Annotated in this window: 25 protein-coding genes; 7 read left to right on the top strand and 18 right to left on the bottom strand. The window is 67.1% G+C overall.

Annotated elements, in window-relative coordinates:
• Nucleotide 1 precedes the first annotated feature (1 nt).
• Entirely contained in the window at nucleotides 2-880 is an 879-nt protein-coding gene (locus tag L540_RS05350) for a branched-chain amino acid ABC transporter permease (RefSeq protein WP_043210452.1), read from the top strand.
• The gene (locus L540_RS05345) at nucleotides 877-3,366 is read left to right on the top strand and encodes a branched-chain amino acid ABC transporter ATP-binding protein/permease (protein WP_043210454.1); all 2,490 of its coding nucleotides are present in this window, start codon (nucleotides 877-879) and stop codon (nucleotides 3,364-3,366) included. The genes L540_RS05350 and L540_RS05345 overlap by 4 nt, the downstream gene beginning before the upstream one ends.
• A 115-nt stretch (nucleotides 3,367-3,481) precedes the next feature.
• On the opposite strand, the gene glmS is transcribed toward L540_RS05345, so the two are convergent.
• Nucleotides 3,482-5,314, bottom strand: a complete 1,833-nt coding sequence (gene glmS / locus L540_RS05340) for a glutamine--fructose-6-phosphate transaminase (isomerizing) (protein ID WP_043210456.1) — start codon at nucleotides 5,312-5,314, stop codon at nucleotides 3,482-3,484.
• A gap of 148 nt (nucleotides 5,315-5,462) precedes the next feature.
• On the opposite strand from glmS, the gene L540_RS05335 reads away from it, so the two are divergent.
• Nucleotides 5,463-5,960 (top strand): Lrp/AsnC family transcriptional regulator, encoded by a 498-nt coding sequence (locus L540_RS05335; protein WP_109842476.1) that lies wholly within the window; start codon nucleotides 5,463-5,465, stop codon nucleotides 5,958-5,960.
• Here L540_RS05335 and L540_RS05330 read toward each other — a convergent pair whose 3' ends face one another.
• The 6 genes from L540_RS05330 to L540_RS05305 all read right to left on the bottom strand — a co-directional run bounded on the left by L540_RS05330 (nucleotide 5,961) and on the right by L540_RS05305 (nucleotide 12,685).
• Nucleotides 5,961-7,016 (bottom strand): glycosyltransferase family 4 protein, encoded by a 1,056-nt coding sequence (locus L540_RS05330; RefSeq protein WP_043210462.1) that lies wholly within the window; start codon nucleotides 7,014-7,016, stop codon nucleotides 5,961-5,963.
• Nucleotides 7,013-8,335, bottom strand: coding sequence for a UDP-glucose dehydrogenase family protein (locus L540_RS05325; RefSeq protein WP_043210465.1), 1,323 nt, complete (start codon nucleotides 8,333-8,335; stop codon nucleotides 7,013-7,015). Before L540_RS05325 ends, L540_RS05330 begins: the two co-directional genes overlap by 4 nt.
• A gap of 76 nt (nucleotides 8,336-8,411) precedes the next feature.
• Nucleotides 8,412-9,806 (bottom strand): MFS transporter, encoded by a 1,395-nt coding sequence (locus L540_RS05320; RefSeq protein WP_082149552.1) that lies wholly within the window; start codon nucleotides 9,804-9,806, stop codon nucleotides 8,412-8,414.
• A complete protein-coding gene (glmU, locus tag L540_RS05315) occupies nucleotides 9,803-11,176 on the bottom strand; it encodes a bifunctional UDP-N-acetylglucosamine diphosphorylase/glucosamine-1-phosphate N-acetyltransferase GlmU (protein WP_043210466.1) in 1,374 nt (457 codons plus the stop codon). The genes L540_RS05320 and glmU overlap by 4 nt, the downstream gene beginning before the upstream one ends.
• Nucleotides 11,177-11,243: 67 nt before the next feature.
• Nucleotides 11,244-12,026, bottom strand: a complete 783-nt coding sequence (locus tag L540_RS05310) for a PhaM family polyhydroxyalkanoate granule multifunctional regulatory protein (RefSeq protein WP_043210469.1) — start codon at nucleotides 12,024-12,026, stop codon at nucleotides 11,244-11,246.
• Nucleotides 12,027-12,037: 11 nt separating this feature from the next.
• Nucleotides 12,038-12,685, bottom strand: a complete 648-nt coding sequence (locus L540_RS05305; RefSeq protein WP_043210471.1) for a glycine zipper 2TM domain-containing protein — start codon at nucleotides 12,683-12,685, stop codon at nucleotides 12,038-12,040.
• A gap of 127 nt (nucleotides 12,686-12,812) precedes the next feature.
• On the opposite strand from L540_RS05305, the gene L540_RS05300 reads away from it, so the two are divergent.
• Nucleotides 12,813-13,040, top strand: a complete 228-nt coding sequence (locus L540_RS05300) for a DUF3717 domain-containing protein (RefSeq protein WP_043210473.1) — start codon at nucleotides 12,813-12,815, stop codon at nucleotides 13,038-13,040.
• Between the two features lie 12 nt (nucleotides 13,041-13,052).
• On the opposite strand, the gene L540_RS05295 is transcribed toward L540_RS05300, so the two are convergent.
• Genes L540_RS05295 through L540_RS05275 form a run of 5 tightly spaced genes read right to left on the bottom strand, consistent with a single transcriptional unit; the run spans nucleotide 13,053 to nucleotide 17,003 of the window.
• Nucleotides 13,053-13,661 carry an SCO family protein gene (locus L540_RS05295; RefSeq protein WP_043211105.1) on the bottom strand — a complete coding sequence of 203 codons (609 nt, stop codon included), beginning with the start codon at nucleotides 13,659-13,661 and terminating at the stop codon, nucleotides 13,053-13,055.
• 23 nt (nucleotides 13,662-13,684) lie between these two features.
• Nucleotides 13,685-14,581, bottom strand: coding sequence for a heme o synthase (gene cyoE / locus L540_RS05290; RefSeq protein WP_043210475.1), 897 nt, complete (start codon nucleotides 14,579-14,581; stop codon nucleotides 13,685-13,687).
• A 28-nt stretch (nucleotides 14,582-14,609) separates the two neighbouring features.
• The gene (locus L540_RS05285; RefSeq protein ID WP_043210476.1) at nucleotides 14,610-15,623 is read right to left on the bottom strand and encodes a COX15/CtaA family protein; all 1,014 of its coding nucleotides are present in this window, start codon (nucleotides 15,621-15,623) and stop codon (nucleotides 14,610-14,612) included.
• A gap of 4 nt (nucleotides 15,624-15,627) precedes the next feature.
• Nucleotides 15,628-16,236 carry an SCO family protein gene (locus L540_RS05280; RefSeq protein WP_109842463.1) on the bottom strand — a complete coding sequence of 203 codons (609 nt, stop codon included), beginning with the start codon at nucleotides 16,234-16,236 and terminating at the stop codon, nucleotides 15,628-15,630.
• Nucleotides 16,233-17,003: an SURF1 family protein gene (locus L540_RS05275; RefSeq protein WP_043210477.1), complete on the bottom strand. Its 771-nt coding sequence runs from the start codon at nucleotides 17,001-17,003 to the stop codon at nucleotides 16,233-16,235. The genes L540_RS05280 and L540_RS05275 overlap by 4 nt, the downstream gene beginning before the upstream one ends.
• A 34-nt stretch (nucleotides 17,004-17,037) precedes the next feature.
• On the opposite strand from L540_RS05275, the gene L540_RS05270 reads away from it, so the two are divergent.
• Nucleotides 17,038-17,238: a twin transmembrane helix small protein gene (locus tag L540_RS05270; RefSeq protein ID WP_043210478.1), complete on the top strand. Its 201-nt coding sequence runs from the start codon at nucleotides 17,038-17,040 to the stop codon at nucleotides 17,236-17,238.
• 63 nt (nucleotides 17,239-17,301) lie between these two features.
• Here L540_RS05270 and L540_RS05265 read toward each other — a convergent pair whose 3' ends face one another.
• The 5 genes from L540_RS05265 to coxB form a co-directional block, all read right to left on the bottom strand.
• The gene (locus L540_RS05265; RefSeq protein ID WP_043210479.1) at nucleotides 17,302-18,177 is read right to left on the bottom strand and encodes a cytochrome c oxidase subunit 3; all 876 of its coding nucleotides are present in this window, start codon (nucleotides 18,175-18,177) and stop codon (nucleotides 17,302-17,304) included.
• Nucleotides 18,178-18,210: 33 nt separating this feature from the next.
• Complete coding sequence (locus L540_RS05260; protein WP_043210481.1) at nucleotides 18,211-18,435, bottom strand: DUF2970 domain-containing protein; 225 nt, start codon at nucleotides 18,433-18,435, stop codon at nucleotides 18,211-18,213.
• Between the two features lie 4 nt (nucleotides 18,436-18,439).
• Nucleotides 18,440-18,565 (bottom strand): cytochrome oxidase small assembly protein, encoded by a 126-nt coding sequence (locus L540_RS21730; RefSeq protein WP_043211111.1) that lies wholly within the window; start codon nucleotides 18,563-18,565, stop codon nucleotides 18,440-18,442.
• 8 nt (nucleotides 18,566-18,573) lie between these two features.
• On the bottom strand, nucleotides 18,574-20,175 hold the full coding sequence (gene ctaD, locus L540_RS05250; protein ID WP_043210483.1) for a cytochrome c oxidase subunit I: 1,602 nt from the start codon (nucleotides 20,173-20,175) through the stop codon (nucleotides 18,574-18,576).
• A 101-nt stretch (nucleotides 20,176-20,276) separates the two neighbouring features.
• The gene (gene coxB / locus L540_RS05245; protein ID WP_043210484.1) at nucleotides 20,277-21,434 is read right to left on the bottom strand and encodes a cytochrome c oxidase subunit II; all 1,158 of its coding nucleotides are present in this window, start codon (nucleotides 21,432-21,434) and stop codon (nucleotides 20,277-20,279) included.
• A 336-nt stretch (nucleotides 21,435-21,770) separates the two neighbouring features.
• Here coxB and L540_RS05240 point away from each other — a divergent pair, with 336 nt between their 5' ends.
• Entirely contained in the window at nucleotides 21,771-22,592 is an 822-nt protein-coding gene (locus L540_RS05240; RefSeq protein WP_197085633.1) for an NUDIX hydrolase, read from the top strand.
• 9 nt (nucleotides 22,593-22,601) lie between these two features.
• Here L540_RS05240 and L540_RS05235 read toward each other — a convergent pair whose 3' ends face one another.
• Nucleotides 22,602-25,175, bottom strand: a complete 2,574-nt coding sequence (locus tag L540_RS05235) for a cation:proton antiporter (protein WP_048025973.1) — start codon at nucleotides 25,173-25,175, stop codon at nucleotides 22,602-22,604.
• Nucleotides 25,176-25,349: 174 nt separating this feature from the next.
• Here L540_RS05235 and L540_RS05230 point away from each other — a divergent pair, with 174 nt between their 5' ends.
• Nucleotides 25,350-26,180, top strand: coding sequence for a metallophosphoesterase (locus L540_RS05230; RefSeq protein WP_231584740.1), 831 nt, complete (start codon nucleotides 25,350-25,352; stop codon nucleotides 26,178-26,180).
• Nucleotides 26,181-26,225: the final 45 nt, after the last annotated feature.

Raw genomic sequence — 26,225 nt, 5'->3', positions numbered from 1 at the left:
CATGCAGTTGCTGGCGGCGCTGATCAGCGGCCTGGGCCTGGGAAGCATGTATGGCCTCATGGCCCTGGGTTTCCACATCACTTACTCGGTCTCGGGGACCGTCAACTTTGCCCAGGGCAGTTCGATGATGCTGGGCGCGGTGCTCTGCTTCACCTTCGCCCAGACCCTGGGCTGGGGCATGGCGCCGGCCATCCTGATCGCGCTGGTCGGCTGCGCGCTTTACGGCCTGGTGGTGGAGTTCGTCGTGGTGCGCCCCTTCGCCTCGCGCGGCTCGAATGCCTGGCTCATGTCCACGGTCGCGCTCGGCATCGTGCTCGACAACGTGGTCATGCATACCTTCGGCAAGGAGCCCCGCAGCCTGCCGTCGCCGCTGGCCGTCGCACCCATCGAGATCGCCGGACTGGGACTGGGGGTATATCCGCTGCAGCTGCTGATTCCGCTGCTCGGTCTGGCGCTGGCGGCGGCGCTGCATCTGCTGGCGCGCCGCACGCGCTGGGGCACGGCGCTCCTGGCGGTGGTGCAAAACCGTGACGCCGCGCGTCTGATGGGCATCCCGATCAAGCGCGCGGTCTCCGCCGCCTTCGCCGTGTCGACGCTGTTCGCGGGCGTGGCCGGAATCCTGATCGCGCCGCTATTCAACGTGAGCGCCGACATGGGCACGCTGTTCGGCCTGAAGGCCTTCGCGGTGGCGATCCTGGGCGGCATCGCTTCGGCCTGGGGCGTGATGCTGGCCGGCCTGATCTTCGGCATCGCCGAGGCGCTGGTCACGGTCACGCTGGGCTCGGGCTACACCCAGATCATCACCTTCGCCCTGGTCATCGCGGTGCTCGCCGCGCGGCCCAATGGCCTGTTCGGACGAGCCGAGGTCAAGAAAGTATGAACGCCAAATCTCTTGCGGCAGGCGCCGCGCTGGTGTCGCTGGCGCTCTTGCTGGCCCTCACCCTCAATAGCTATTACGTCTTCGTGCTCGCCAACATCGCGCTGATCGCGATCGTGGGCATCGGCCTGAACGTGCTGCTGGGCCTTACCGGCCAGGTGTCCTTCGGTCATGTGGGTTTCTATGCCATCGGCGCCTACACGGTGGCCATTCTCACCACCAAGGCCGGCTGGGGCTTCTGGCCGGCCTGGGCCGCCGGCACGCTGCTGGCGGCCGCGATGGGCGCGCTGCTGGCGCTGCCCGCGCTGCGCGTGAAAGGGCCCTATCTCGCGATGATCACCATCGCCTTCAGCTTCATCGTGCAGCATGCCGCCGTGGAAATGCGCGACCTGACCGGCGGCCAGAGCGGCATCATGGGCATTCCGCCGCCCCAACTCTGGTCCAGCTGGGGCCCCGAACAGACCGTGGCGATCCTGGCCATCGTGACGGCGGCGCTGGCGCTGGCGGCCTATGCGCTGCTGGCGCGCGGCCGCTGGGGCGCGGCCATGCGCGCCGTCAACGACAGCGAAACCGCGGCGCAATCCATCGGCCTGAACCCGCTGGTGATCAAGACCGCCGCGTTCACGATCTCGGCCGCGGCGGCCGGCCTGGCGGGCGGGCTGTTCGCGCCGCTCTCGAGCTTCGTCACGGCCGAGACTTTCAGCTTCATGCAGTCCATCCTGTTCGTGCTGGTCGTGGTCGTGGGCGGCGCGGGCACCGTCGCCGGTCCCATCATCGGCGCCCTGATCGTCGGCGTGCTGCCCGAGTTGCTCGCCTCGCTCGAGGCCTATCGGCTGCTGTTCTTCGGCGCCTTGCTGCTGCTGGTGCTCTGGGTCGCGCCCGAGGGCGCGGTCGGCTTGTGGCGCCAGATCCGCGGCGCCGGCAAGACCCCGCCGGCCGCGGCGCCCGACGCCCAGGAGGCCAGCCATGGCGAGGTGGCGCTGCCGCGTCGCGCCCGCGCGGTGCTTTCGGCCCAGGGCCTGGGCATGACTTTCGGTGGCGTGCGCGCGGTAAGCGAGTTGTCCATGACGGTGCCCGAGGGCGCGGTCACGAGCCTGATCGGCCCCAATGGTGCGGGCAAGACCACGGCGCTGAACATGATGAGCGGCTTCTATCGCCCCTCGGCGGGCGGCTTCACCCTGGGCGCGCGGCCCTTGGCGGGCCAGCCCGCCTACCGCATCGCTCGCGCCGGCATCGCGCGCACCTATCAGACCTCGCAGCTGTTCGGCACCCTGAGCGTCGAAGACAACGTCCTGCTCGCCATGGCGCGCGGGCGCCTGGGCGGCCTGTTTTCGGCGGGCCGCTTTCACGACGGCCAGGCCCGGCTGCGGGCGCGGGCGCTGCTGGCCTTCTGCGGCTACACGGGCGCGCCGCGCGCGCCGGCCGCCGGCCTGGCGCATGTCGACCGGCGCCTGGTGGAGATCGCGCGGGCGCTGGCCACCGATCCCGATGTCCTGCTGCTCGACGAACCCGCGGCCGGTCTGTCGCGCGAGGACAAAGACACCCTGGCAGCGCTGCTGCGCCGTATCGCCGATGCGGGCGTGGGCGTGGCGCTGGTCGAACACGACATGGCGCTGGTCATGGCCATCTCCAACCAGCTCGTGGTGCTGGACGCCGGCCGCCGCCTCGCGGTGGGCACGCCCGCCGAGGTGCAGAACGATCCGGCGGTCAAACAGGCCTACCTGGGCGAATCATTGCAGGCGCAATCCCCCGCGGCGCGCTCGCCGCGCACGGCCGGCCCCGAACTGCTGGGCGTGTCCGATCTGGTGGCGGGCTATGGCGCCGAACCGGTGCTGCATGGCATCAGCCTGCAAGTGCGGGCGGGCGAAATGGTGGCGCTGCTGGGCGCCAACGGCGCGGGCAAATCCACCTTGATGCGCACACTGGCCGGCCTGCACCGCGCGCAGTCGGGCGGCATGCACATCGACGGCCACCAGCTCGAAGGCCGCGCCGCCGAAGACATCGTGGGCCTGGGTCTGGTGCTGGTGCCGGAAGGCCGCCAGGTCTTCCCCGAGCTTTCGGTGCTGGACAACATCCGCCTGGGCGCCTTCCTGGACGCCACCGACCGCGAGGCGCGCGTCGAGGAGATGCTGTTGCGCTTCCCGCGCTTGCGCGAGCGCCTGCACCAGCGCGCCGGCCTGCTGTCGGGCGGCGAGCAGCAGATGCTGGCCGTCGCGCGCGGCCTGATGAGCCGTCCGCGCGTGCTCTTGCTCGACGAGCCCTCGCTGGGCCTCGCGCCCAAGGTGATCGCGGAGCTGTTCGCCGCGCTCGATCGGCTGCGCAATGAAAACATGACCATCCTGCTGGTCGACCAGATGGCCGGGCTGGCCCTGGCGCTGGCCGACCGCGCCTACGTGGTCGAGAGCGGACGTGTGGTGGCCCAGGGCAGGGCCGCCGAAATCGCCGCCAACGACGATCTGGCCAACGCCTATCTGGGCGGCCACGCCTGAGCCATGTGAACAAGGGCCGCTTGCGCGGCCCTTGTGCTGGGACAGAAGACGTCGCAAGGCCTGGTCGCGGCAGCCGGCTTAATTCGCGCGGCCGGCCTTGGCTAGCGCTTCCGCCTCACTCCACCGTCACGCTCTTGGCCAGGTTGCGGGGCTTGTCCACATCGGTGCCGCGCACGCAGGCGGTGTGATAGGCCAGCAATTGCAGCGGGATGGTGTGCAGGATGGGCGAGAGCGCGCCGTAGTACTCCGGCATGCGGATGACGTGCATGCCTTCTTCGTTGACGATCTTGCTGTCGGCGTCGGCGAAGACATAGAGTTCGCCGCCGCGCGCGCGCACTTCCTGCATATTGGACTTCAGCTTCTCCAGCAGCGCGTCCTTGGGCGCGATGGTGACCACGGGCATGTGCTCGGTCACCAGGGCCAGGGGGCCGTGCTTGAGTTCGCCGGCCGGATAGGCTTCGGCGTGGATGTAGCTGATTTCCTTGAGCTTGAGCGCGCCTTCCAGGGCGATGGGATAGTGCATGCCGCGGCCCAGGAACAAGGCGTTTTCCTTGGTGGCGAAGCGATCCGCCCAGGCCATGATCTGGGGTTCCAGCGCCAGCACCGAGCTGATGGCCGCCGGCAGGTGGCGCAGGGCCTTGAGGTTCTCGGCCTGTTGTTCGTCGGTCAGCAGGCCACGGGTCTGGGCCAGCGACAGCGTCAGCAGGAAGAGCGCGGTGAGCTGGGTGGTGAAGGCCTTGGTCGAGGCCACGCCGATTTCGACGCCGGCCCGGGTGATGTAGGCCAGCTCGCATTCGCGCACCATGGCGCTGGTGGCGACGTTGCAGATGGTCAGGGTGTGCGGCATGCCCAGCGAGCGGGCGTGCTTGAGCGCGGCCAGGGTGTCGGCCGTCTCGCCGGACTGCGAGATGGTGACGACCAGGGTCTTGGGATTGGGCACGCTATCGCGGTAGCGGTATTCGCTGGCGATCTCGACGGCCACGGGAATCTTGGCGATGGATTCGATCCAGTACTTGGCGGTCAGGCCGGCGTAGTAGCTGGTGCCGCAAGCCAGGATGAGCAGGCGGTCGATGTCCTTGAAGACTTTGTAGGCGCCGTCGCCGAAGAGTTCGGGCGTGATGCTTTCGATGTCCTGCAGGGTGTCGCCCACGGCGCGCGGCTGCTCGAAGATCTCTTTCTGCATGAAGTGGCGATAGGGGCCGAGCTCGGCCGCGCCGGTGTGCACCTGCACGGTGTTGACCTTGCGCTCGACCGGCTTGCCTTCCTGGTCGGTGATCCACACGCGGGCCAGTTGCAGGTCGACCACGTCGCCGTCTTCGAGATAGATGATCTGGTCGGTGGTGCCGGCCAGCGCCAGCGCGTCGGAAGCCAGGAAGTTCTCGCCCTTGCCCACGCCCACGACCAGGGGCGAACCATGGCGGGCGCCGACCACGCGATGCGGTTCGTCGCGGCAGAAGACGGCGATGGCGTAGGCGCCGTGCAGGCGCTTGACGGCCTGCTGCACGGCCTCGAAGAGGTCGCCGTTGTAGAGGTGGTTGACCAGGTGGGCGATGACTTCGGTGTCGGTCTGGCTTTCAAAGACAAAACCGACCTGCTGCAGCTCGGCGCGCAGTTCGGCGTAGTTCTCGATGATGCCGTTATGGACCAGCGCGATGCGCGGCTCATCCTTGCCCAGGGCCGAGAAGTGCGGATGGGCGTTGTAGGTGGCGGGCACGCCGTGGGTGGCCCAGCGGGTATGGGCGATGCCGGTAAAGCCGGCCAGGCCTTCTGCGGCCACTTGCTCGGACAGCTCGGAGACGCGCTGGGTGCTGCGGGTGCGGCGCAGATGGCCGTCCATATAGACGGCGACCCCGCAGGAGTCATAGCCGCGATATTCCAGACGGCGCAGGCCTTCGACCAGCACCGGAGTGATGTCGCGCTGGGCGACGGCGCCAACAATACCGCACATGAGCATAGCTCCTATAAAGACAGTGTGCGCATTGTGCGCGCAGCTGCAAGAAATATGATTTCTATATTAGCTCTTTCGTGAACGTTTATTTTTTTACAGATAAGTGATTAAATATTATTTCTTGTCTATCTGATTGTTGAAATAAATGATCGAAAATACCTCGCCGGCTGCCGAATTGCCTGAGTTGGACGACCTGGACCGACGCATCCTGGAACAACTGCAACGCGACAGCGCCCTGACCAACCAGGAATTGGCCCAGCGCGTGCACGCCTCGCCGCCGACCTGCCTGCGCCGCGTGCGCCGGCTGACCGAGACCGGGGTGATCGCCCGCCAGGTCGCGCTGCTCGATGCCGCCAAGCTGGGCAGTTCGCTGACCGCCATTGTGGAGATTACGCTCGATGTGCAGGCGGCGGAACGCCTGGACGAGTTCGAGCAATGGATGCTGGCCGAGCCGGCCGTGCTGCAGTGCTACCGGGTGTCGCCGGGGCCGGATTTCGTGGTCATTGTGCTGGTGCGCGATATGCCGGCCTACCATGCGCTGGCCCATCGCGCCTTCACGGCGCATGCCAATGTGCGCAATGTGCGGACCTTCTTCTCGGTGCACCGGGCCAAGTTCGAGACCCGGGTGGAGTTGCCGCCGGCCTGATCAGCGCGCCAGGCGCGCGAACTCGGCCAGGTAGCGCCGGCCCATTTCGGTGACGTCGTGTTCGCTGCGCACGTAGTCATAGGCGCGTTGCGTGGCCTCGGCGCGAAAGGCCGCGTCATCCAGGCAGCGCGCCATGCCGCGGGCCATGGCCTCGTAGTCGCCCACGGCCACCAGCACGCCCCGTCCATCGGCCAGGCTTTCCTTGAGGCCGCCGGCGTCGGTGGACACCACGGGCACTTTCTGCAAAAAGGCGTCCAGCACGCTGCTGCCCAGCGCCTCTTCGCTGGAGGCCATCACGAAGACATCCATGATGCTGTAGAAGTCCTCGACGCCCTTGCGAAAGCCGGTGAACAGATAGACATCCTCGATGCCCAGCTTGCGCGCCTCGGCGCGCGCCTCGGCCTCGCGGTCGCCGCCGGCGCCAAAATGCAGGAAAACGAAATCCCGCCGCTGGCGCGCCAGCTCGCCGACGGCGCGCACCAGGGTCACGGGATCCTTGTCGCGGATGAGCGCGGCCGAGGTGGCCAGCACCTTCTTGCCTTGCAGCTTGAACTCCTCGGCCAGGCGGGCGACATTGGCCGGATCGATCACATGCGGCTCGACCGCGCTGCGGATGATGACGGGTTCGATGCCCAGGCGGCGCGGCTCGCTGGCGGCCATTTCGCTGATGGCGACCAGCAGGTCGACGTGGCGCCATTTGAAGCCGGTCTTCCATTCGTCGCCGGGCTCGACCACGAAAGAAGTGCGGCGCGAAAACACCACCGGCCGACGGTGCAGGGGCTTGGTCAGCACGGCCCAGGTATTGGTATTGGCCGTCTGCGAATGCAGGATGTCGTAGCCGCGGCCATGGCGGGCCAGGAAGGCCAGCTGGCCCGGCACATTGCGCACGCCGTGGGTCACGAAACCCTCGGCGCGGGCGCGCGCCTGCAGCGGCCCGCCGGCGCGGCACAGCAGTTCGACCTCGTGGCCGGCCTTGCGGAAGGCGCGCATGCAGTACAACGTCTGCCGTTCGCCGCCGCGCCAGCCTTTCTCGAAGTTGAGCTGCAGGATCTTCATGCGCGGCCTATGCCCTGGTATTCGAATCCCTGCTCGCGCATCTCGGCCGGCACCCAGAGGTTGCGCCCGTCGATGATCAGCGGCCGCTTGAGCAGATGCTTGAGGCGCTCCATATCGGGCGCGCGAAAGACCTTCCATTCCGTGACGATGAGCAGGGCGTCGGCGCCATCGAGGGCCTGGTACATATCGGCCGTCATGCTCACGGCCGGGTTGCCGGCCAGCAGCGGGCGGGCCTGCTCCATGGCGACCGGATCGAAGGCGCGCACTTCGGCGCCGCGGCGCGTCAGCTCGGCGATGATGCTCAGGCTGGGCGCCTCGCGCATATCGTCGGTGTTGGGCTTGAAGGCCAGGCCCCAGAGCGCGAAGCGGCGGCCGGCAAGGTCCTCGCCATAGACGTCCCGCACTTTCTCGGCCAGGCGCAGCTTCTGGCGCTCGTTGGCGGCCTCGACCGCGCGGATGACCTGCATGGATTCGCCCTGCTCGGCGCCCATGCGCAGCAGCGCCTGCACATCCTTGGGAAAGCAGGAGCCGCCATAGCCCACGCCGGGATAGAGAAACTGATAGCCGATGCGCGGATCGGCGCCAATGCCGCGCCGCACCTGTTCGACGTCGGCGCCCAGCTTCTCGGCCAGGTTGGCCATTTCATTCATGAAGGATATGCGCGTGGCCAGCATGGCGTTGGCCGCGTACTTGGTCAGCTCGGCCGAGCGCACATCCATCACCATGAGGCGCTCGTGGGTGCGCTGGAAGGGCGCGTAGATGCGGCGCATCACATCGACGGTATGCGCATCGTCGGCGCCGATGATGATGCGGTCGGGGCTCATGAAGTCGGCGATCGCCGCGCCCTCTTTGAGGAACTCCGGATTGGAGGCCACCGAGAACGGCAGCGTCACGCCGCGCCCGGCCAGTTCTTCGGCCATGGCGGCGCGCACCTTGTCGGCCGTGCCCACGGGCACCGTGGACTTGTCCACCACCACCTTGGCTTCGGTCATGTGGCGGGCGACATTGCGCGCGGCGGCCAGCACATATTGGAGGTCGGCCGAACCGTCTTCGCCCGGCGGCGTGCCCACGGCGATGAACTGCACGCTGCCGAAGGCCACGCTTTGCGCGACATCGGAGGTGAATTGCAGCCGGCCCTCGGCCACGTTGCGGCGCACCAGGTCTTCCAGGCCGGGCTCGTAGATGGGGATGCGGCCCAGGCGCAGCTGGGCGATCTTGTCGGCATTGGTGTCCAGGCACATCACCTCATTGCCCATGTCCGCCAGGCAGGCGCCCGACACCAAGCCGACGTAGCCGGTTCCTATCACCGTGATTTTCATGCGCGCAGCCTCGTAAATCCTCGCGCCCCCCAAGGGCGCGCTTCCGGCCGCCATTATAGAAGCCGGCCAGTCCGCGTCAGGCGCCGGACTGGCCCACCTTTCTGGCGATGCGCACCGAATTGACCACGATGGCCAGGCTGGCGCAGCCGGCCGCCGCCATCAGGCCCAGCGTGGGGCCATGCGCGGCGCTCAAGCTGAAAGCGATGGCCACCAGGGCCGTGCCAAAACTCTGGCCGAACACCCGGGTCGTGGCCTGCAACCCCCCGGCCGCGCCGCTGCGCTGGCGCGGCGCGCCCGACAGCATGGCGCGATTGTTCGGGGTCTGGAAGAACCCAAAGCCCAGGCCGGCCACGAACATGCCGGCCATGATGCGGCCATTGGAGGCATCCAGCGGCGAGAACACCAGCCACAGCAGGCCCAGCGCCATAGCGCCCGCTCCCACACCCGAAAGCACGGCGGCCGAATAGCGGTCCGACAAAAAGCCGGCCGCCGGCGCGACCAGCCCCGTGCCCAGCGGCCAGGCCGCCATCAGCAGGCCCACCTCCAGGTGAGGCCGCCCCAGCACGTGCTCGAAATAAAAGGGCAGGGAGACATAGGAGGACATCTGCGCGGCAAAGGTGCAGGCCGAGGCCATGACGGCAAAGGCCACGGGCCGGATGCGCAACAGATCGATGGGCACCAGCGGCGCGGTCTGTCCCCGACTGCGGCGGATCAGCAGCAGGCCGGCCAGGATGGCCACGGCGATCAGGCCCAGGCTGCGCAGCACGTCCTGGGCCAGGGAATCGACCCCCGAGATGAAGCAGCCCAGCGCGGCCATGGACAGCAGGGCCGACAGGTAATCCATGCGCGAGGTATTGCGCGGCACTTCGGGCAAGAAGCGCAAACCCATCATCAGCAGGATGCCGATGGGCAGGTTCACGGCGAAGATCCAGCGCCAGTGCGCCACGCTCAGGATGAAGGAACCCAGGGTCGGCCCCAGCACCGACATCAAGGCCACCGTGGTGGCGTTGATGCTGATGCCCCGTCCCAGCATATGGGTGGGGTAGATATTGCGCACCAGGCCGCCGAACATGCACATCAGCGTGGCCGCGCCTATGCCCTGCACCATGCGCGCCAGGCTCAACTGCAGCAGCGAACCGGAGACGGCGCAGCCCAGCGAAGCCAGGGTGAACAGCGCCAGGCCGATGGTGAACATGCGGCGGAAACCGATGCGCTCGGCCACCGCCGACATGGGCAGCAGCATGGTGACCACCGCCAGGTTGTAGGCATTGAGCACCCAGACCGCCGCCGAGGGAGGCGAGTCCAGGTCGGCGGCAATGGTCGGCAGGGCGACGTTGGCGATGGTCGCGTCCAGCACCGACAAACTCATGCCGGTGAGGACGGTGGCGGCGGCGTAATAGCGCCTGGGCGTGGGCAGGCCATCCGGCGGCGCCTTACCCTGCGCGCCGGCCAGGGGCGTGCCCGGGCTCACGATTTTTTGACTGGACGCTTCCAGCCCGCCACCGTCGTCTGACGCGCGCGAGACAGCGTCAGGGCGTCGGCCGGCGCGTCGCGGGTCAGCGTGGTGCCCGCGCCCAGGGTCGCGCCCCGGCCCACGCGCACCGGCGCGACGAGCTGAGTGTCGGAACCGATGAAGGCGTCATCCTCGATGATGGTGCGGTGCTTGTTCACGCCATCGTAGTTGCAGGTGATGGTGCCCGCCCCCACGTTCACGCGCGCGCCGATGTCGGCATCGCCGATATAGGCCAGGTGATTGGCCTTGCTGCCTTCGCCCAGCACGGCGTTCTTGATCTCGACGAAATTGCCGACATGGGCCTGACGGCCCAGGTCGGCGCCCGGGCGCAGGCGCGCATACGGACCCACGCGCGCCTCTTCGCCCACCTTGGCCTGCTGCAGATGGCTGAAGGCCTCGATATGCGTGCCCGCGCCGATCTCGACGTCGCGCAGCACGCAATGCGGGCCAACGCGCACGCCGTCGCCCAGCGTCACCTTGCCCTCGAACACACAGCCCACATCGATATAGACGTCGCGGCCGCACACCAGCGTGCCGCGCTGGTCGAAGCGGGCCGGGTCGGCCAGCGTCACGCCGGCCTCGAGCTGGCGGCGCGCCAGTTCCTGCTGCCAGCGGCGCTCCAGTTCGGCCTGCTGCACGCGGCTGTTCACGCCCAGGGTTTCCCAGCTGGCGCCGGGATGCGCGGCATGGACCGGCACGCCGTCGGCCACGGCCAGGCCGATGATGTCGGTCAGGTAGTACTCGCCCTGGGCATTGTTGTTGTCGATGCGGGTAAGCCAGTCTTTCAGCTTGGCGGTCGGCGCCACCAGGATGCCGGTGTTGACCTCCTGGATGGCGCGTTCCTGTTCGCTGGCATCTTTGTGTTCGACGATGCGGGCGATCTGGCCCTGGGCGTCGCGCACGATGCGGCCATAGCCGGTGGCGTCGGCCAGCACTTCGGTCAGCACGGCCACGCCCCGGCCGCGCGCCTGCATCAGGCGGCGCAGCGTCTCGGGCTGCACCAGCGGCACATCGCCGTAGAGCACCAGGGTGGCATCATCGGCGTCATCGCCGCCGGCCAGTTGCGGCACGGCCTGCTGCACCGCGTGCCCCGTGCCATGCTGGGGCCGCTGCAGCGCGAAACTCAGGCCCGGCTCGCCGGCATAGGCGGCCTCGACCCGTTCGGCGCCATGGCCGACCACGACGATGATGCGCGCCGGGTCGAGCTGCCGGGCGCCGTCCAGCACATGGCCGAGCATGGGGCGTCCGGCCAGCGTATGCAGCACCTTGGGCAGATCGGACTGCATGCGTTTGCCCAGTCCGGCGGCGAGAATCACGACATTAAGCATAGAAGACATAACTCTTGAAAAATGACACGGGCGCCTGGGCGCCCGTGCTAAGACGAACGAAGCGCGCCTAGCCGGCGCGCGTGGATTTGCGGACGACCTTGCTGGCGGCGCGCGCCCCGCGCGGGGCGGCGGCCGGCTTGGCCGGATCGGACTTGGCGCTCTTGGCGGGCTTGCGCGGCGCGGCCTTCTTGGCCGCGCCAGGGGTCTTGGACGCCTTGGCCGCCTTGCCGGCGGACTTGGCGGCGGATTGGCCGGCCGGCGTGTCCTCGGCCTCCATGCCCGGCATCATGCCCGGCAAGCTGGCCGCGGTCGCCGCGGCGATCTGGCTGAATTGCTGGTTGAGCAGATCCCACCAGGCCTGCGAAGCCGACAGGGCCGCCTCGTTGACGCGGTCCGGCGCGGGCGGGACTTCTTGATCGGCCGCGGCCCGCGCCGCGGCAGGCTCCTGCGCGGCGGGCGGGTCCTCGGCCCGGCCCGGCCTTAAGCCCAGCGCGACTTCCAGCGGCGAGGCCTCGCCCTCGGCGGCCGAAGGCATGCCCGAGACGGACCCCACGAAAGAACGCAAGGTGGCGATGGTGGCGCGCTGGACCTCCATGCCCTGGATGGTGCTGGAGAGCATCTGCAGGTTCAGCCTCAGCCAGCCTTCGACCGTGCGCAACTCAGCGATACGGCGCTCCAGCTCCTCCAGGTTGAGCGGCGGGGTCAGCGGCAGGCTCTGGCCCAGTCCGCCCGGACCGGACAGCCCCGCCCAGGCCTGGCGCATCATCTCCATGCTGGCCAGCAGCGGATTGCCGGACAGGTCGGAGTTCTGGCCCATGCCCGGCAGAACGAAGGGGTTGGATTCAGTCATTCAGTCTCCGGTCAACGCGGCAGCAATTGATTGTTTTCGACCCGGACCTGAGCGCCCTGGCCATAGGCAAAGGGCTGCGCGCTATGGAACAAGCGCTTGCTGCCATCGGCCATGCGCACGGTCAACTCGTATTGGGTCACGGTCTCCTGCTGCCTAATATTACGCTCGACTTCACGGCCTGCCAAAGCGCCGCCGACCGCGCCCAGGACGGTCAGCGCATCCTTGCCATGGCCGCCGCCGAATTGATTGCCGACCACGCCGCCGACCACCCCGCCCGCCACGGTGCCGATGATGTGGTTGCTGTCATCGCGCTTGGGCACCTGGACCTGGCGCAAGGATTCGACCACGCCGCAGGTCGGGCAAGCCAGGGGCGCGGGCGCCTGTTGGGCGGCGGCGGGCCGGGCAGGCTGGGCGGATTGGACGGGCTGGGCAGGCGGAGCGGGCTCGGGCACCGGCGCCAGGTTGACCGCCTCCGGCCCGCTGATCGCCGCCTGTTCCGCGCTCATGGGCGGGCTGCCTTCTGGCACGCCGCCCTGGGCGGGGCTGCGCGGCAGCCAGCCGAGGATGGCGGCCACGCCGACGGCGCACAGCACGATGACCGCCACGGCGGCGCTGGCGAACAGCGGATGGATCCGGCGCGCGCCGGTCGAGGTGCTCATAATGGCTCTCCTTGCGTACTAGACGGCCCGTTGTATAGCACCCGGCCGTCATTTCGGCTTATTGCGATGGTGACGCTTTGCAAAGCCTTGCCGATGGACAGATGGCCGCATTCTGGGACAATGCAGCATGGACACCGTCATCCCGCTGACCGACCTCGAACAAGCCATCAACTACTGGCGCAATCTCAGGCCTGCCCAAGGGGAAGAGGCGCGATTGTGCGCCGAAGCGGCCGCGCTGGCCACGCCCTACGCGATGATGATCATGGCGCGCCGCCAGACCCTGGGCCTGGACGAACTGGGTCCGACCGCCCGCCAGGCCTACGATGGCTGGCGCGCCGCCATGCAAGCATCCTGAACCTGGCGCGGTTCAGCGGCCGTCGACCAGCAGCTTGATATCGTTGGCCAGCGCCTGGGCGCCCAGGGTGTTGTTGGCCAGCACGCGCGATTCGCCCTTGCCGTCGATCAGATAAAAAGCCGCCGTGTGGTCCATGGTGTAGCCGCCGTCCTTGGTGGGCACCTTGGCGTAATAGGCCTTGAACGAGGCGGCGGCCTGCCTGAGCTGATCGGGCGTTCCGGTCAAGGCCAGGAAACGTTTATCGAAGCTCGTTACATATTGCTTGAGGATTTCCGGCGTATCGCGCTCGGGATCCACCGTCACCAGCAGCACTTGCACGCGATCGGCATCCGGCCCCAGGGCCTGCATGACCTGGGCCATTTCGGCCAGCGAGGTCGGGCAGACATCCGGGCATTGCGTAAAGCCGAAGAACACCACCGTGACCTTGCCCGCGAAATCCTTCAGCGTGCGCGGCTGGCCGTTCATGTCGGTCAGCGCCATGTTCTTGCCCAGTTGCGTGCCGGTGATGTCGCTGCCCTTGAAGGGCGGCGGCGTCTCGCCGCAGGCGGCCAGGGCCCCCAGGACGGTCAAGCCGGCGAGGGCCTGCACGGCCCGGCGGCGGGCGGACGAAAACACGGACATGAAGCAAACCCCCGTCAGGAAGGTCAGGCCAGGAGGGCGCTGACCCAATGATCCACCAGCAGCGCGCCGAACAGCAGCGACAGATAGAGGATGGAATAGCGGAACAAGCGCCGCGAACGCTCGTCGCTATAGTGGCGATACAGGCCCACGGCCTGGGCCACGAAGATGGCGCCCAGGCCGACGGCGGCCAGCAGATAGAGCACCCCGCTCATGCGCATGGCATAGGGCAGCAGCGTCACGGCCAGCAGCGCGAAGCTGTAGAGCATGATCTGCAGGCGGGTGTATTTGCTGCCATGGGTGACCGGCAGCATGGGCAGGCCGGCTTTTTCGTAGTCCTGCGTGCGATACAGCGCCAGGGCCCAGAAATGCGGCGGGGTCCAGATGAAGATGATGAGCACCAGCACCCAGGCCTCGGCCGGCACCGAATTGGCCACCGTGGCCCAGCCCAGCGCCGGAGGCATGGCGCCCGACAGCCCGCCGATGACGATGTTCTGCGGCGTGCGCGGCTTGAGGATGACGGTGTAGATGACCGCATAGCCCACGAAGGTGGCGAAGGTCAGCCACATGGTCAGCGGATTGACCAGGTGATAGAGCACCAGCATGCCCGCCCCGCCCAGCAAGCCGGACAGGCTCAGGACCTGGGCGGGCGAAATCGTGCCGCGCGCGGTGGCGCGACGCGCCGTGCGCGTCATGCGGGCGTCGATTTCCTGTTCGATCAGGCAATTGATGGCGAAAGCGGCGGCGGCCAGCAGCCAGATCCCGACGGTGCCGAAAAGCACACGCTTGAGGTCGGGCAGGCCGGGCACCGCCAGGAACATCCCGATCACGGCGCAGAACACAGCAAGCTGTGTGACTCTCGGCTTGGTGAGCACGAGATACTGGCGCAGCAATCCGGGTTGGGAAGCAGCGATGGACGTCATGATTTGCCTATTTTAGCCTCCCCGGCGCTCAAAGCCTGCGCAGCGGCGGACCGCCCGCCGTCGCCAGGCGCACGAGCGCCAGCACCGAGGCCAGGACCAGGCCCGCGGCCCCGCCGTTATGCAGCACGGCGATCAGCAGCGGCCACTGGAAGAAAATCGTGGTCAGACCCGTCACCAATTGTGCCGCCAGCAAGGCCAGCATCAGTCGGCCCGGGCCCGACAGCCCGGCCAGCGCGCGCAGGCGCCAGGCCAGGATGCCCATATAGACAAAGACAATGAACGCAAAGTTGCGGTGCACCCAGTGGATGGCCGTCAGCGCGCTCTGGGAAATCATCTCTCCCGAGGGCAGCTCGCCCAGGCCCCGGATCACCGAAAAGCCGCCATGGAAGTCCATCTCGGGCGCCCATTGGCCATGGCAGGTGGGGAAATCCATGCAGGCCAGCGCGGCGTAATTGGTGCTGACCCAGCCGCCCAGCGTCACCTGGACGGCCAGCAGGACCAGCCCGCCCGCCATCCAGGGCCGCAGCCGGACCGCGATGGCCGGCACGGGCAGATGGGGCCGTTCGCGCGCGGCCAGCCAGGTCATCAGGGCCAGCAGCGACAGGCCGAGCACCAGGTGGGCCGTCACCACGGCCGGCATGAGTTTGTGGGTGACCGTCCAGGCGCCGAAAGCGCCCTGCACGCAGACCGCCGCCAGCGACACCGTGGCCAGCGCGGGCGAGCGCCCCAGCTGGCGGCGGTAGCGCCAGGCCATGTAGACGATGGCGATGATGAGCATGCCCAGGAAAGCGCCCACATAGCGGTGGATCATTTCGATCCAGGCCTTGGACAGGGTGACCGGCCCGAAAGGCATGTCGCTGGCGGCCTGGTGGATGTCGGGCAGCGCGCCCAGCGGCGTGACCTTGCCGTAGCAGCCGGGCCAGTCCGGACAGCCCAGGCCCGAATCCGTCAGGCGCACGAAGGCGCCGAACATGATCAGGTCCAGCGTGAGAAACCAGGTGAAGAAAACGAGTTTGCGGTAGCGTTGAACGATGCGGTCCATGGACTCAGCCAATACGCGAGTTATACAAAAGCCTGCTGAGATCCTTGCGCACCTTGACGCCATCGGCATCGGCGGGGAACTGCAACATCAGGTTGCCCAGGGGGTCAACCACCCAGATAGGCCCGAGCAGGCCGCCGGCGGGATCCGGCGGCAGGAAACGGGCCAATTGATCGGCGCGCGCGCGCAGCATGAGGGTGCCCTGGTAGGCATCGAGCACCTTCTGGGGGACGGCGGCATCGTCGGTGATGAACCACACGCGCGTGACGCGATCGACGTTCTTGCCCTGGCTGGCGTGCGCATTGCGCGCAATGAATAGTTTACGCGCACACGCCTCGGGGCATTCGGCCTGGTCCACCGACACCAGCAGCCACTGCCCCTTGAGCGAGGCCGGATCGAAGGCCTTGCCGTCCAGCGTGGTCAGCGCGAGCTCGCCGGCGCCGGGCAAGGGCCGCTGCGGCTGGACCAGCCTGCCGTAGTTGCTGGCATCATCCGGCCACCACTGGGGGTTGTAATAAACCACCACCGCGGCCACGATGGGCGCCAGGGCGCACAGGAAAATCAAGACCATGGGCAGCAGCGAGGCTTTACGGGGCATGGCGGGCGCGCAAATCATGGCAGGGGGCTTCCTCGGGAGCGGCGGCGCCAGGCCCTGACGGCCACCGCCACCCAGGCCAGCACGGCGATGGTTGCAAAGGAGAACCACTGCAGGGCATAGCCCTGGTTCTGATGAAAATCGACGGACGGCTGGGGCCAATCGCGCAGCAAGCCGTCGTCCTCGGATGCGGTCTGCATCAAGACCACGGGCAAGAGCGCCAGCCCGGTGGCCTGCCCGTAGGCGGCCAGGTCCAGGTTCTGCACGGCGGGCAGCTGGCCCGGGGCCAGGCGGGCGGGCAGGCCGCCGGCGCCGCCCATATTCCACAGCTCGAACAGGCGCGGCACGCGCTCGGCCAGCTCGCCGTGCACCGTCACCGGACCGGCCGGCGCGGGCGGCGCGACGGGCGCGGTCCCAGGCTGGCGCGCCAGCCAGCCGCGCAGCACCAGCACGGCGGGGCCGCCCGGGGCGAGCTGCAGCGGCGTGGCCAGCCAATACCCGGGGCGGCCATCGTGATTGCGGTTGTCCAGCCAGACGCTGTACTGCGCGAGCCACTGGCCCTGGGCGCGCGCCGGCCGCCAGGGAGCGAATCCGCCCGGCCGGCCGCCGCTGTCGGCGCGCAATTCAAGAGGCGCCTGGCCGCGGCCGGATTCGATCGCCGCCAGCACGGCGCGCCGCTCGTCGGCGCGGTGCAGCTGCCAGCGCCCCAGCGACACGGTCACCGCCACGACCCCAGCCAGCAAAAGCAGGGCTATCAGGGTAAGTCGGGTCGAGTGCGGTCGCGCCATGTCTGCAATAATTTTGTTTTCAACGGAGGCCGGAATGCGTGTCATCGTCGTCGTGGCCTTCATCGGTATCCTGGCCAGCCTGGGGTCGGCCCTGGTCTATCTGATGAAGGATAAAGGCAGCACCAACCGTACCGTCAATGCGCTTACCGTGCGCATCGGCCTGTCCGTGGCGCTCTTTCTGTTCGTGCTCATCGCCCATTACTTCGGCTGGATACAGAGCACCGGCCTGCGTTGACGGCCCCGCCATGAAACGAATGCCCCCGTCGCCGGGGGCATTGCGCGGCTGGCGGCGGGGCGCTCAGAACCAGTAGACGAACAGATACAGGCCCAGCCAGACCACGTCCACGAAGTGCCAGTACCAGGCCGCGCCCTCGAAGCCGAAGTGATGATCGGCGGTGAAGTGGCCGCGGATCAGGCGCACCAGGATCACGGTCAGCATGGTCGCGCCCATGATCACATGAAAGCCGTGAAAGCCCGTGAGCATGTAGAACAGCGAACCATAGGCGCCCGAATTGAACTTCAGGTTCAGCTCGGAATAGGCATGGTGGTATTCATAGGCCTGGCAGGCCACGAAGGTAAAGCCCAGCAGCACGGTGGCCGCCAGCCAGAAGATGGCCGAGCCGCGATGGTTGGCGCGCAGCGCATGGTGCGAGATGGTCAGCGTCACGCCCGAGGTCAAGAGCAGGGCGGTGTTGATGGTGGGCAGCCAGAAGGGGCCCACGGTCTGGAAATGCTCGACCACGCCGGCCGGCCCGAAATTGGGCCATACCGCCTGGAAGTCCGGCCACAGCAGCAGCCGGTGGTCCATATCCCCCAGCCAGGGCGTGGTGATCGTGCGCACGTACCACAGCGCGCCGAAAAAGCCCGCGAAGAACATCACCTCCGAGAAGATGAACCAGCTCATCCCCCAGCGGTAGGAAAGGTCCACGCGCTTGCTGAACAGCCCGCCCTCAGATTCGGCGATGGCGTCGCCAAACCAGAAATACAGCACGGCGATCACGCCCAGGAAGCCGGCCAGGACGGCCCACTTGCCCCAGCCCACGCCGTTGACCCAGGCCGCCGCGCCCAGGCCGACGACCAACAGGGCCAGCGCGGTGCGCACGGGGTGGCCGGAGTCCGCCGGCACATAGTAGTACGGCGCCTCTTTACCTTGAGCCGAGTGGCTTGCACTCATGGTTCTCTCCCTGCAACGATAGTTGTAAGTTGCTCAGGTCAGGCTGGAGACCGCCCAACGGACGATCATGACCAGCACGACGACGAATATCACTGCGCCCAGCAGGCCAGCCAGGATGACATGGACCGGATTCAACCGGGAAATGTCCTCGCTATAGCCGGCGCCCTTGCGCACACCGAAGAAAGCCCAAGCGATCGCCTTGAGCGTCTGGAAAAAATTCAGCTTGCGCTGCGCGGCCTGGTGCAGGTCTTCGCTCATGGCTCTACTGTCCCGCCATCCGGGCCAGGAAGCCCGCGCCGCGCACGAAGGTCCAGCCGAACACCGCCAGCACGAAAGCCAGCAGGATCAGCCCGGCGATGCGGTTGCGGCGGCGCTGCTCGGGTGTCATGACGGCGCTCATTTGACCTGCGGCGGCGTTTCAAAGGTATGGAAGGGCGCGGGCGAGGGCACCGTCCATTCCAGGCCTTCGGCGCCGTCCCAGGGCTTGGCGGCGGCCGTTTCTCCCTTGCCGCGGTAGCAGCGGATCACCGCCCACAGGAAGATCAGCTGCGACAGGCCGAACCAGAAGGCGCCGATGGTGGCGATCTGGTGGAAAGTCGTGAATTGGGCGGCGTAGTCGGCGTAGCGGCGCGGCATGCCGGCCAGGCCCAGGAAGTGCATGGGGAAGAAGGTCACGTTGAAGGAAATCAGCGAGGACCAGAAATGCAGCTTGCCCAGCTTTTCGCTGTACATGCGGCCCGTCCACTTAGGCAGCCAGTAATACGTGCCCGCGAACAGGGCGAACAGCGAACCGGCCACCAGCACATAGTGGAAGTGCGCCACCACGTAATAGGTGTCGTGCACCTGGATATCGATGGGCGCCACCGACAGGATCAGGCCGGTGAAGCCGCCCATGGTGAACACGAAGATAAAGCCCACCGCGAACAGCATCGGGGTCTCGAAGGTCATCGAGCCGCGCCACATCGTGGCCACCCAGTTGAAGACCTTCACCCCGGTCGGGATGGAGATCAGCATCGTGGCGTACATGAAGTACAGCTGCCCGGTCACCGGCATGCCGGTGGTGAACATATGGTGCGCCCAGACGATGAAGGACAGCACAGCGATGGAGGCCGTGGCGTACACCATGGAGGCATAGCCGAAGAGCGGCTTGCGGGCGAAGGCCGGCACGATGGCCGACACGATGCCGAAAGCCGGCAGGATCATGATGTAGACCTCGGGATGCCCGAAGAACCAGAACACATGCTGGTAGAGCACCGGGTCGCCGCCGGCGGCGGCGTTGAAAAAGCCCGTGCCGAAATGGCGGTCGGTCAACACCATGGTGATGGCCGCGGCCAGCACCGGCAGCACCGCGATCAGCAGGAAAGCCGTGATCAGCCAGGTCCAGCAGAACAGCGGCATCTTCATCAGCGTCATGCCGGGCGCGCGCATGTTCAGGATGGTGACGATGATGTTGATCGCGCCCATGATGGACGAGGCGCCCATGATGTGCATGGCGAAAATGGCCAGGTCCATGCCCGGTCCCATCTGGGTGGACAGCGGCGCGTACAGCGTCCAGCCGGCGGCCGTGGCGCCGCCAGGCACGAAGAAGGACACGGTCAGCATGATGCCCGCCACCGGCAGCAGCCAGAAGCTGAAGTTATTCATGCGCGCGAACGCCATGTCCGATGCCCCGATCTGCAGCGGGATCATCCAGTTCGCGAAGCCCACGAAGGCCGGCATGATGGCGCCGAACACCATGATCAGGCCGTGCATGGTGGTGAACTGGTTGAACAGCTCGGGCCGGAAGAACTGCAGGCCCGGTTCGAAGAGCTCGGTGCGCAACAGCAAGGCCAGCGTGCCGCCTTCCAGCAGCATGACGAACGAGAAGATGAGATACATCGTCCCGATGTCTTTGTGGTTGGTAGCAAACAGCCAGCGGCGCCAGCCCGTGGGGGTGGCGTGGTGGTGGTCATCGTGGCCGTGGCCCGGCGACACGTGATCGACTATGACGCTGCTCATGGTGGACTCCTTCCTGCTGATCCACCGGTCCCTGTCCAAGGGGACCGGCGCTATATCTGTATCTACGGAAACAGCTTCTTAAAACAGCGGGGGGACCGCGCTCAACGCGCGGCCGCAACGTCCTTGGGCTGGACCATGGGGTCCTGTCCCTTGCCTGCGTTGCTCCAGGCGTTGCGCGTATAGGTAATCGCCGCCGCAATTTCGACGTCGTTGAGCTGGCCGCCGAAGGCGGCCATGGCCGTGCCGGGCTTACCCTTGAGCACGGTATTGATCTGCGCGCCCTTGGGACCCAGCACGACGGGATCGCCGTCCAGGGCCGGGAAGGAGCCCGGAATGCCCTTGCCGTTGGCCTGGTGACAGGCCACACAGGTGCTGGCGAAGACTTTCTCGCCGCGGGCGATCAGTTCGGCCTGGGTCCATTCCTTGTTGGGATCGTCGGCTTGCGCGGCCATGAGCTTTTTCTGCTCGGCCACCCAGGCGTCGTAATCGGCCTGCGACTTGACCTCGACCACGATGGGCATGAAGGCGTGGTCCTTGCCGCACAATTCGGCGCACTGCCCGCGGTAGATGCCCACCTTTTCGGCGCGGAACCAGGTGTCGCGCAGAAAGCCCGGGATGGCGTCCTGCTTGACGCCGAATTCCGGCACCATCCAGGAATGGATGACGTCGCCGGCGGTCAAGACCACGCGGACTTTCTTGTCCACGGGCACGACCATATGGTTGTCCACCTCCATGAGGTAGAACTCCCCCTTGGGCTCGCGGTTCTCGATCTGCGCGCGCGGCGTGGACAGCGTGGAGAGGAATTTGATGCCGCTGGCTTCGCCGTCCAGGTATTCATAGCCCCACTTCCATTGGTAGCCGGTGACCTTGACGGTCAGGTCCGGGCTGGAAGTGTCTTTCATGGCGACCACGGTCCGCGTGGCCGGCAGCGCCATGGCGATGACGATAATGAAAGGAATGACGGTCCAGGCGACCTCGACGCCCAGATGCTCGTGAAACGTGGCCGCCTTATGGCCACGCGAGCGCCGGTGCGCCCAGATGGAATAGAACATCACACCGAACACGCCGATGAAGATCACGATACAGATCGTGAGCATCATCCAGTGCAGCCACATCGCATCGCGCGCGATTTGCGTCACGCCCTCATGCAAATTCAGCTGATTGACACGCGGTCCGCCCGGCATATCCCGCACCTGGGCAAAAGCCATGTTGCCAACCAGTAATGCACCAGCCCCCAGCAACCCTCTCCACATCTTCATGCTTACCTCGAAACATGGCGCGGATGGCCCAATACCACCGCACGCCGTACGGGCCGCCGGAAGGCAGGGAACGCGCAATTATTAGACGGTAGTCACGAACCAGGCGAAAGACAACAGACCCTGTCGCTCCCACACACAACACATCTAAAACCGCGGAATTATAGCTACAGCCTAAGTCTTATGTAAGTTCTAGATAGCGAGACTTGCCTGCGAGCTATTTAAATGCCATGCCTGGAACAAACCAGATAAACAATCATGGCCTCCTGTTTACCCCCGCAATCGTCCAGATTGGGGGCAACCGGTGCCTAGACTATACCGTGAACTAAAATCCGCTTCATGCTTCGACCGTCCACCCTTCCCGCACCCGAACGCCTGAACCGCTTGTCGGCCGCCCTGCGCGACAAGGCGCTGCAGGCGCCGCCCGATCATGCCAGGCCCGTCTACATCGCCGGCCAGCGCTGCGGCTGGGCCACGCTGGCGGCCTGCGACGCCTTGCGCGACAGCGGCCTGGTCCGCATCGAAGACGATGCCTTGCGCATCCAGCCCGCGCTGGGTCCGGGCCCGGCGCTGGACGCCGCGCTGGCCCAGGTGGCCCAGGTGCTGCGCGATGCGCGCTGCCTGCGCGGCTGGCGCGACGAGCTGCTCGACATCACCGCGGGCGAGGCGCATCTGGGCGTGATCGAGCGCGCGGCCATGCGCCCGCTGGGCCTGCTCACCGCCGCCGTCCATCTCAATGCCTGGACTCCCGATGACCGTCTCTGGGTGGCGCGGCGCGCCCTGTCCAAGTCCACCGACCCCGGCATGTGGGACACCCTAGTGGGCGGGCTGGTCGGCAGCGGGGAGTCCTTCGACCAGGCCCTGGTGCGCGAATGCGCCGAGGAGGCCGGCCTGGAGCCGGGCCAGATCGGCCAGCGCGGCCCCTTGCGCACGGTGCTGCGCATGCAGCGCCGCCTGCCCGAGGGCTATCAGGTCGAAGCGCTGCTCACCAGCACCTGCGTGCTGGCCGAAGATGCGCGGCCGGCCAACCGCGACGGCGAAGTCATGGAAATCACCACCCTGGATGTCCCCGAGGCCGTGGACCGCATCGAGGCCGGCGAATTCACCCTGGAAGCCGCCTTGGTCATCCTGGAGGACATCCAGCACCGCCGCGCGGCATAGGCCGGCGGATCACTCCGGCGCCGGCAGGGCGCCTTCGGAGGCGGGGGCCGGCCTGGGCGGCGGCTTGACCCCCGGCGGATAGACCTGGCCGGTTTCGGAGAACTGGCGCCACACCTCGATGGCCCGCAGCCGCTGCTTGACCACCTTGTCGATGCGCTCGCGCAGATCGGCGTCGCGCGCCAGCACGGCGTGCAGGTCGCGCGCCGAGAGCATCAGCAGCTTGCTGTAGCCCAGCGAACGCACATCGGCGTTGATGTGCTCGTCGCCCAACAGCGCGAGCTCGCCGAAGAACTCGCCGCTGCCCAGCTCCACCGTGGTGTTGTCGGGCAGATGGACCACGACGGCCCCGGAAGCCACGAAGCACATCTCCTGGCCATGGCGGCCATGGGCCAGCACACGCTGGTCGGGCAGGGCCAGGCGCGGCTTGAGCAGCTTGCAGATGGCCCGCAGCGAGTCCGGGCTCAGCCCTTCGAAGATGGGCACCCGCTTGATGAGTTCGGCCGCCCCCAGCTCGATGTCCAGCGGCGGGCGGCGGTCGATGTGCGCCCAGCGCGTCTTGAGCTGGGCCATCAGGTCGGCATAGACTTCGCCGCTGATCAGGAATTGCTCCAGCATGTCGCGGTAGCGGATGCGCTCCAGCTCCCGGGCCACCCGACCCAGATAGCTCTCCTGCAGCCACAAGGCATAGCTCGGATACTGCAGGTTGAGCGCCTGCAGGGCATTGTCGACCAGGTCCAGGCGGCGCTGGTGGGCGGTCACGATGTGCTGGGCGGCGTCGTCGCCCAGCAGGGGGCCGATCTGCTCGCGCGCGAACTGCATCAGGCGCTGCGCCACCGACCGCTTGGTCTGCAGATTGGCAAAACGCTGGGCCAGTTCGCGGGCCAGCCAGCTCTGGAAGCCGAAGACATAATGCAGGCGCAAGGCCAGCCGGAAACCCGTGGAATAGCGCACATCGGCCGCGATGGCCTCTTCAAAGCCTTTCACGCCTCCGGTGCGCACCGCGTCCTCCAGGCGTTCGGCGCGGGCCAGCAGGCTTTCGGCCATGCGCCAATCGACGATCTGGGCCTTGAGGATGTCGAAGAACATTTCTTCTTCGTGCCGCGCCACGATGGCCAGGCCCACCGCGGTGCGCTGCTCCAGGCTCATGCGCGCGACCTGGCTGTCATGCACGGCCGTCAGGCTGGCGTCGAAGACGGCATGGATGCGGTCGCGGGCCTCGGGCGCGATATGGTCTTCCTTGGCGATCTCATCCGTCTTGCCCTGCAGGGTCTCCAGGGCCACGGACAGGGCCTGGTTGCGGATGGTGCGCTCAACGGGCGAGAGCTGGTTCAGGCCCAGCATGCGGATCAAGGGGCGCAGGCTGATGCCATTGATGAACAGCGTGGCCAGCACGAAACCGGTGGTCGCCACCGCCACGAACTGGCGCGCCTCCTCGGGCACCGTGGTCTGCTCGGTGACGGCCAGGGCCAGGGCCAGCGACACCGCCCCCCGCAACCCTCCCCAGAGCATGACGCTCTTGTACGGATTGCTCACCTCGGCCCCGATCTTGAACACCTGCAATAGCGGCAGCAGCCCGAACACCACGATGGCGCGCGCCACCAGCGTCGCCGCGAACACCACCACCACCAGGAACAGCTCCTGCCAGTCGGCCGCCGCCATCAGCTTGGGGATGAGCATGGCGGCAAACAGGAAGATGAGCGAATTGGCCCAGAAGCCGAACTGCCCCCAGAAGTTGGACAGGTATTCGAACGTGGTGGGCGACATGCGGGTGCGGCCCGTCGACCCGACCACCAGGCCGGCCACGACCGTCGCCACCACGCCCGAGACATTCAGATAGTGCTCTGAAATGAAAAAGGACAGATAGGCCAGGGTGAGGGTCAGCGTGATCTCGGCGGTCGGAAAGCCGCGCAGCCAGGCAAACAGCGAGCAGGCCGCCCGGCCCATCAGCCATCCGGCGATGCCTCCGCCCAGGAAGTGGATGATGAAGTCATTGAACACGGCGCCGGCCGAGAGCTCGCCCGAGCCGCCCAGCGCGGCCAGCAGCACCGAATACAGCGCGATGGAGGCCGCGTCATTGAACAGGCTCTCGCCCTCGACCAGGGTGGTGAGCCGCTTGGGCGCCCCCACTTCGCGGAAGATGCCGACCACGGCCGCCGGGTCGGTGGTGGCCACGATGGCGCCCAACAGGAGGCAGACCAGCAGCCCATAGGACGACACGGCATTGACCGCCACGCCGACCACCAGGGTGCACACCACCACCGCGACAATGGCCATCATCAGGATGGGGCCGATATCGTTCATCAGGCGCCGCACGTTCATGGACAGCGCCGTCTCGAACAGCAGCACGGGCAGGAAGACCATGAGAAAGGTCTCGGAAGAAATCTCGAAACGCTCGATGGTGTCCAGCAGATCGCCCAATACCGGCGGCGCCCAGCCGTGCAGATGGATGCCGATGCCCAGCAGACAGCCGACGATGGCCAGCAGCACCGAATAAGGCAGGCCCAGGCGGCCGGCCAGGGGCGGCATGAAGCACACCAGGGTCAAGAGCCCGGCGAGCCCGAAAACGAGAAATCCGATGTCCATGGGAAGGCGCGGCCGCGCAAGAGAACAAGGGCCAAGGATAGCGTCTTTTTTGCGCCTGCTTGTCGGCGCGCCGCATGCCGCGCCCACACTTGGTTACGCCTGGCTCGAATAGGAGTCATGCCAGCGTCGCGATTTTTCGCTAACGTTGGCGGTTTCCGATACCGGGAGCGGCCTTTGCCCCAGAACCCGCTTGCGGCGCGCCGTCATGAAGCGCCCGCCTTGCTCCTGCAACTGACCGACTCGCATCTGATGGACGATCCCGAGGCGCTCATGCTCGGTGTGAACACGGATGCCAGCCTGCGGGCCGTGCTCGATCTCGCCCGGCGCAAGGAAGCCCGACCCGACCTGATGCTGCTGACCGGCGATCTTTCCCAGGACGGCAGTCCGGCCGCCTACCGGCGCCTGCGCGCCCATCTGGCGGATGCCTCCCACCCGGTGCGCTGCCTGCCCGGCAACCATGATGCGCCGCGGGTGTTGCGCCAGGAGCTGGGCGATTGGGCGCAGCCCGTCCATGACCTGCCCGGCTGGCGCGTCATCCTGCTGGACTCCACCGTGCCCGGCCAGGATCTCGGCCATATGGGCGAGGCGCAATTCGCCTTGCTCGATCAGGCCCTGCGGGACGCGGACAACCGCCATGTGCTGGTCGCCCTGCATCACAACCTGGTCCGCGTGGACGGCAATTGGCATGACCCCATGATGGTGGACAACGCCTCGGCGGTCTTTGCGCGCCTGTCGAGCCATCCGCGGACGCGGATCGCCCTCTGGGGGCATATTCATCAGGAGTTTGACTGCCGGCACCATCATCTGCGCATGCTGGGCACGCCCTCGACCTGCTTCCAGTTCATGCTCAGGAACGGCCGCCATGCCATCGATCCCCGGGCGCCGGGCTATCGCTGGATCAAGCTCTATGCGGATGGTTCGATCGCCACGGGCGTGCGCCGGCTGGATGCCGGCACCTGGGCCGCCCTGCGCGGCCAGGCCGCGCCCGAGGCCAGGGCCGCCTGAACAGGCGCGTGGCGGCGCGGCAATAAAAAACGGGGCACCGATATG

The organism is Bordetella pseudohinzii (assembly GCF_000657795.2).
Lineage (GTDB): Bacteria > Pseudomonadota > Gammaproteobacteria > Burkholderiales > Burkholderiaceae_B > Bordetella > Bordetella pseudohinzii.
Note: the sequence above shows the minus strand (reverse complement) of the source record. Positions and strands in the feature narration are given on the sequence as shown.

Excerpts from the sequence above, each read along its gene's own strand:
- glmS (WP_043210456.1), bottom strand. The coding sequence starts at position 5,314 with ATGTGCGGTATTGTTGGCGCCGTCGCCCAGCGCGACATCACTCCGGTG.
- L540_RS05345 (WP_043210454.1), top strand. The coding sequence starts at position 877 with ATGAACGCCAAATCTCTTGCGGCAGGCGCCGCGCTGGTGTCGCTGGCG.
- L540_RS21730 (WP_043211111.1), bottom strand. The coding sequence starts at position 18,565 with ATGACACCCGAGCAGCGCCGCCGCAACCGCATCGCCGGGCTGATCCTG.
- coxB (WP_043210484.1), bottom strand. The coding sequence starts at position 21,434 with ATGAAGATGTGGAGAGGGTTGCTGGGGGCTGGTGCATTACTGGTTGGC.
- L540_RS05240 (WP_197085633.1), top strand. The coding sequence starts at position 21,771 with ATGCTTCGACCGTCCACCCTTCCCGCACCCGAACGCCTGAACCGCTTG.
- L540_RS05285 (WP_043210476.1), bottom strand. The coding sequence starts at position 15,623 with ATGGACCGCATCGTTCAACGCTACCGCAAACTCGTTTTCTTCACCTGG.
- cyoE (WP_043210475.1), bottom strand. The coding sequence starts at position 14,581 with ATGACGTCCATCGCTGCTTCCCAACCCGGATTGCTGCGCCAGTATCTC.
- L540_RS05235 (WP_048025973.1), bottom strand. The coding sequence starts at position 25,175 with ATGGACATCGGATTTCTCGTTTTCGGGCTCGCCGGGCTCTTGACCCTG.
- L540_RS05330 (WP_043210462.1), bottom strand. The coding sequence starts at position 7,016 with ATGAAGATCCTGCAGCTCAACTTCGAGAAAGGCTGGCGCGGCGGCGAA.
- L540_RS05295 (WP_043211105.1), bottom strand. The coding sequence starts at position 13,661 with ATGTCCGTGTTTTCGTCCGCCCGCCGCCGGGCCGTGCAGGCCCTCGCC.
- glmU (WP_043210466.1), bottom strand. The coding sequence starts at position 11,176 with ATGCTTAATGTCGTGATTCTCGCCGCCGGACTGGGCAAACGCATGCAG.
- L540_RS05265 (WP_043210479.1), bottom strand. The coding sequence starts at position 18,177 with ATGAGTGCAAGCCACTCGGCTCAAGGTAAAGAGGCGCCGTACTACTAT.
- L540_RS05325 (WP_043210465.1), bottom strand. The coding sequence starts at position 8,335 with ATGAAAATCACGGTGATAGGAACCGGCTACGTCGGCTTGGTGTCGGGC.
- L540_RS05270 (WP_043210478.1), top strand. The coding sequence starts at position 17,038 with ATGCGTGTCATCGTCGTCGTGGCCTTCATCGGTATCCTGGCCAGCCTG.
- L540_RS05275 (WP_043210477.1), bottom strand. The coding sequence starts at position 17,003 with ATGGCGCGACCGCACTCGACCCGACTTACCCTGATAGCCCTGCTTTTG.
- L540_RS05260 (WP_043210481.1), bottom strand. The coding sequence starts at position 18,435 with ATGAGCGAAGACCTGCACCAGGCCGCGCAGCGCAAGCTGAATTTTTTC.
- ctaD (WP_043210483.1), bottom strand. The coding sequence starts at position 20,175 with ATGAGCAGCGTCATAGTCGATCACGTGTCGCCGGGCCACGGCCACGAT.
- L540_RS05300 (WP_043210473.1), top strand. The coding sequence starts at position 12,813 with ATGGACACCGTCATCCCGCTGACCGACCTCGAACAAGCCATCAACTAC.
- L540_RS05350 (WP_043210452.1), top strand. The coding sequence starts at position 2 with ATGCAGTTGCTGGCGGCGCTGATCAGCGGCCTGGGCCTGGGAAGCATG.
- L540_RS05280 (WP_109842463.1), bottom strand. The coding sequence starts at position 16,236 with ATGATTTGCGCGCCCGCCATGCCCCGTAAAGCCTCGCTGCTGCCCATG.
- L540_RS05305 (WP_043210471.1), bottom strand. The coding sequence starts at position 12,685 with ATGAGCACCTCGACCGGCGCGCGCCGGATCCATCCGCTGTTCGCCAGC.
- L540_RS05310 (WP_043210469.1), bottom strand. The coding sequence starts at position 12,026 with ATGACTGAATCCAACCCCTTCGTTCTGCCGGGCATGGGCCAGAACTCC.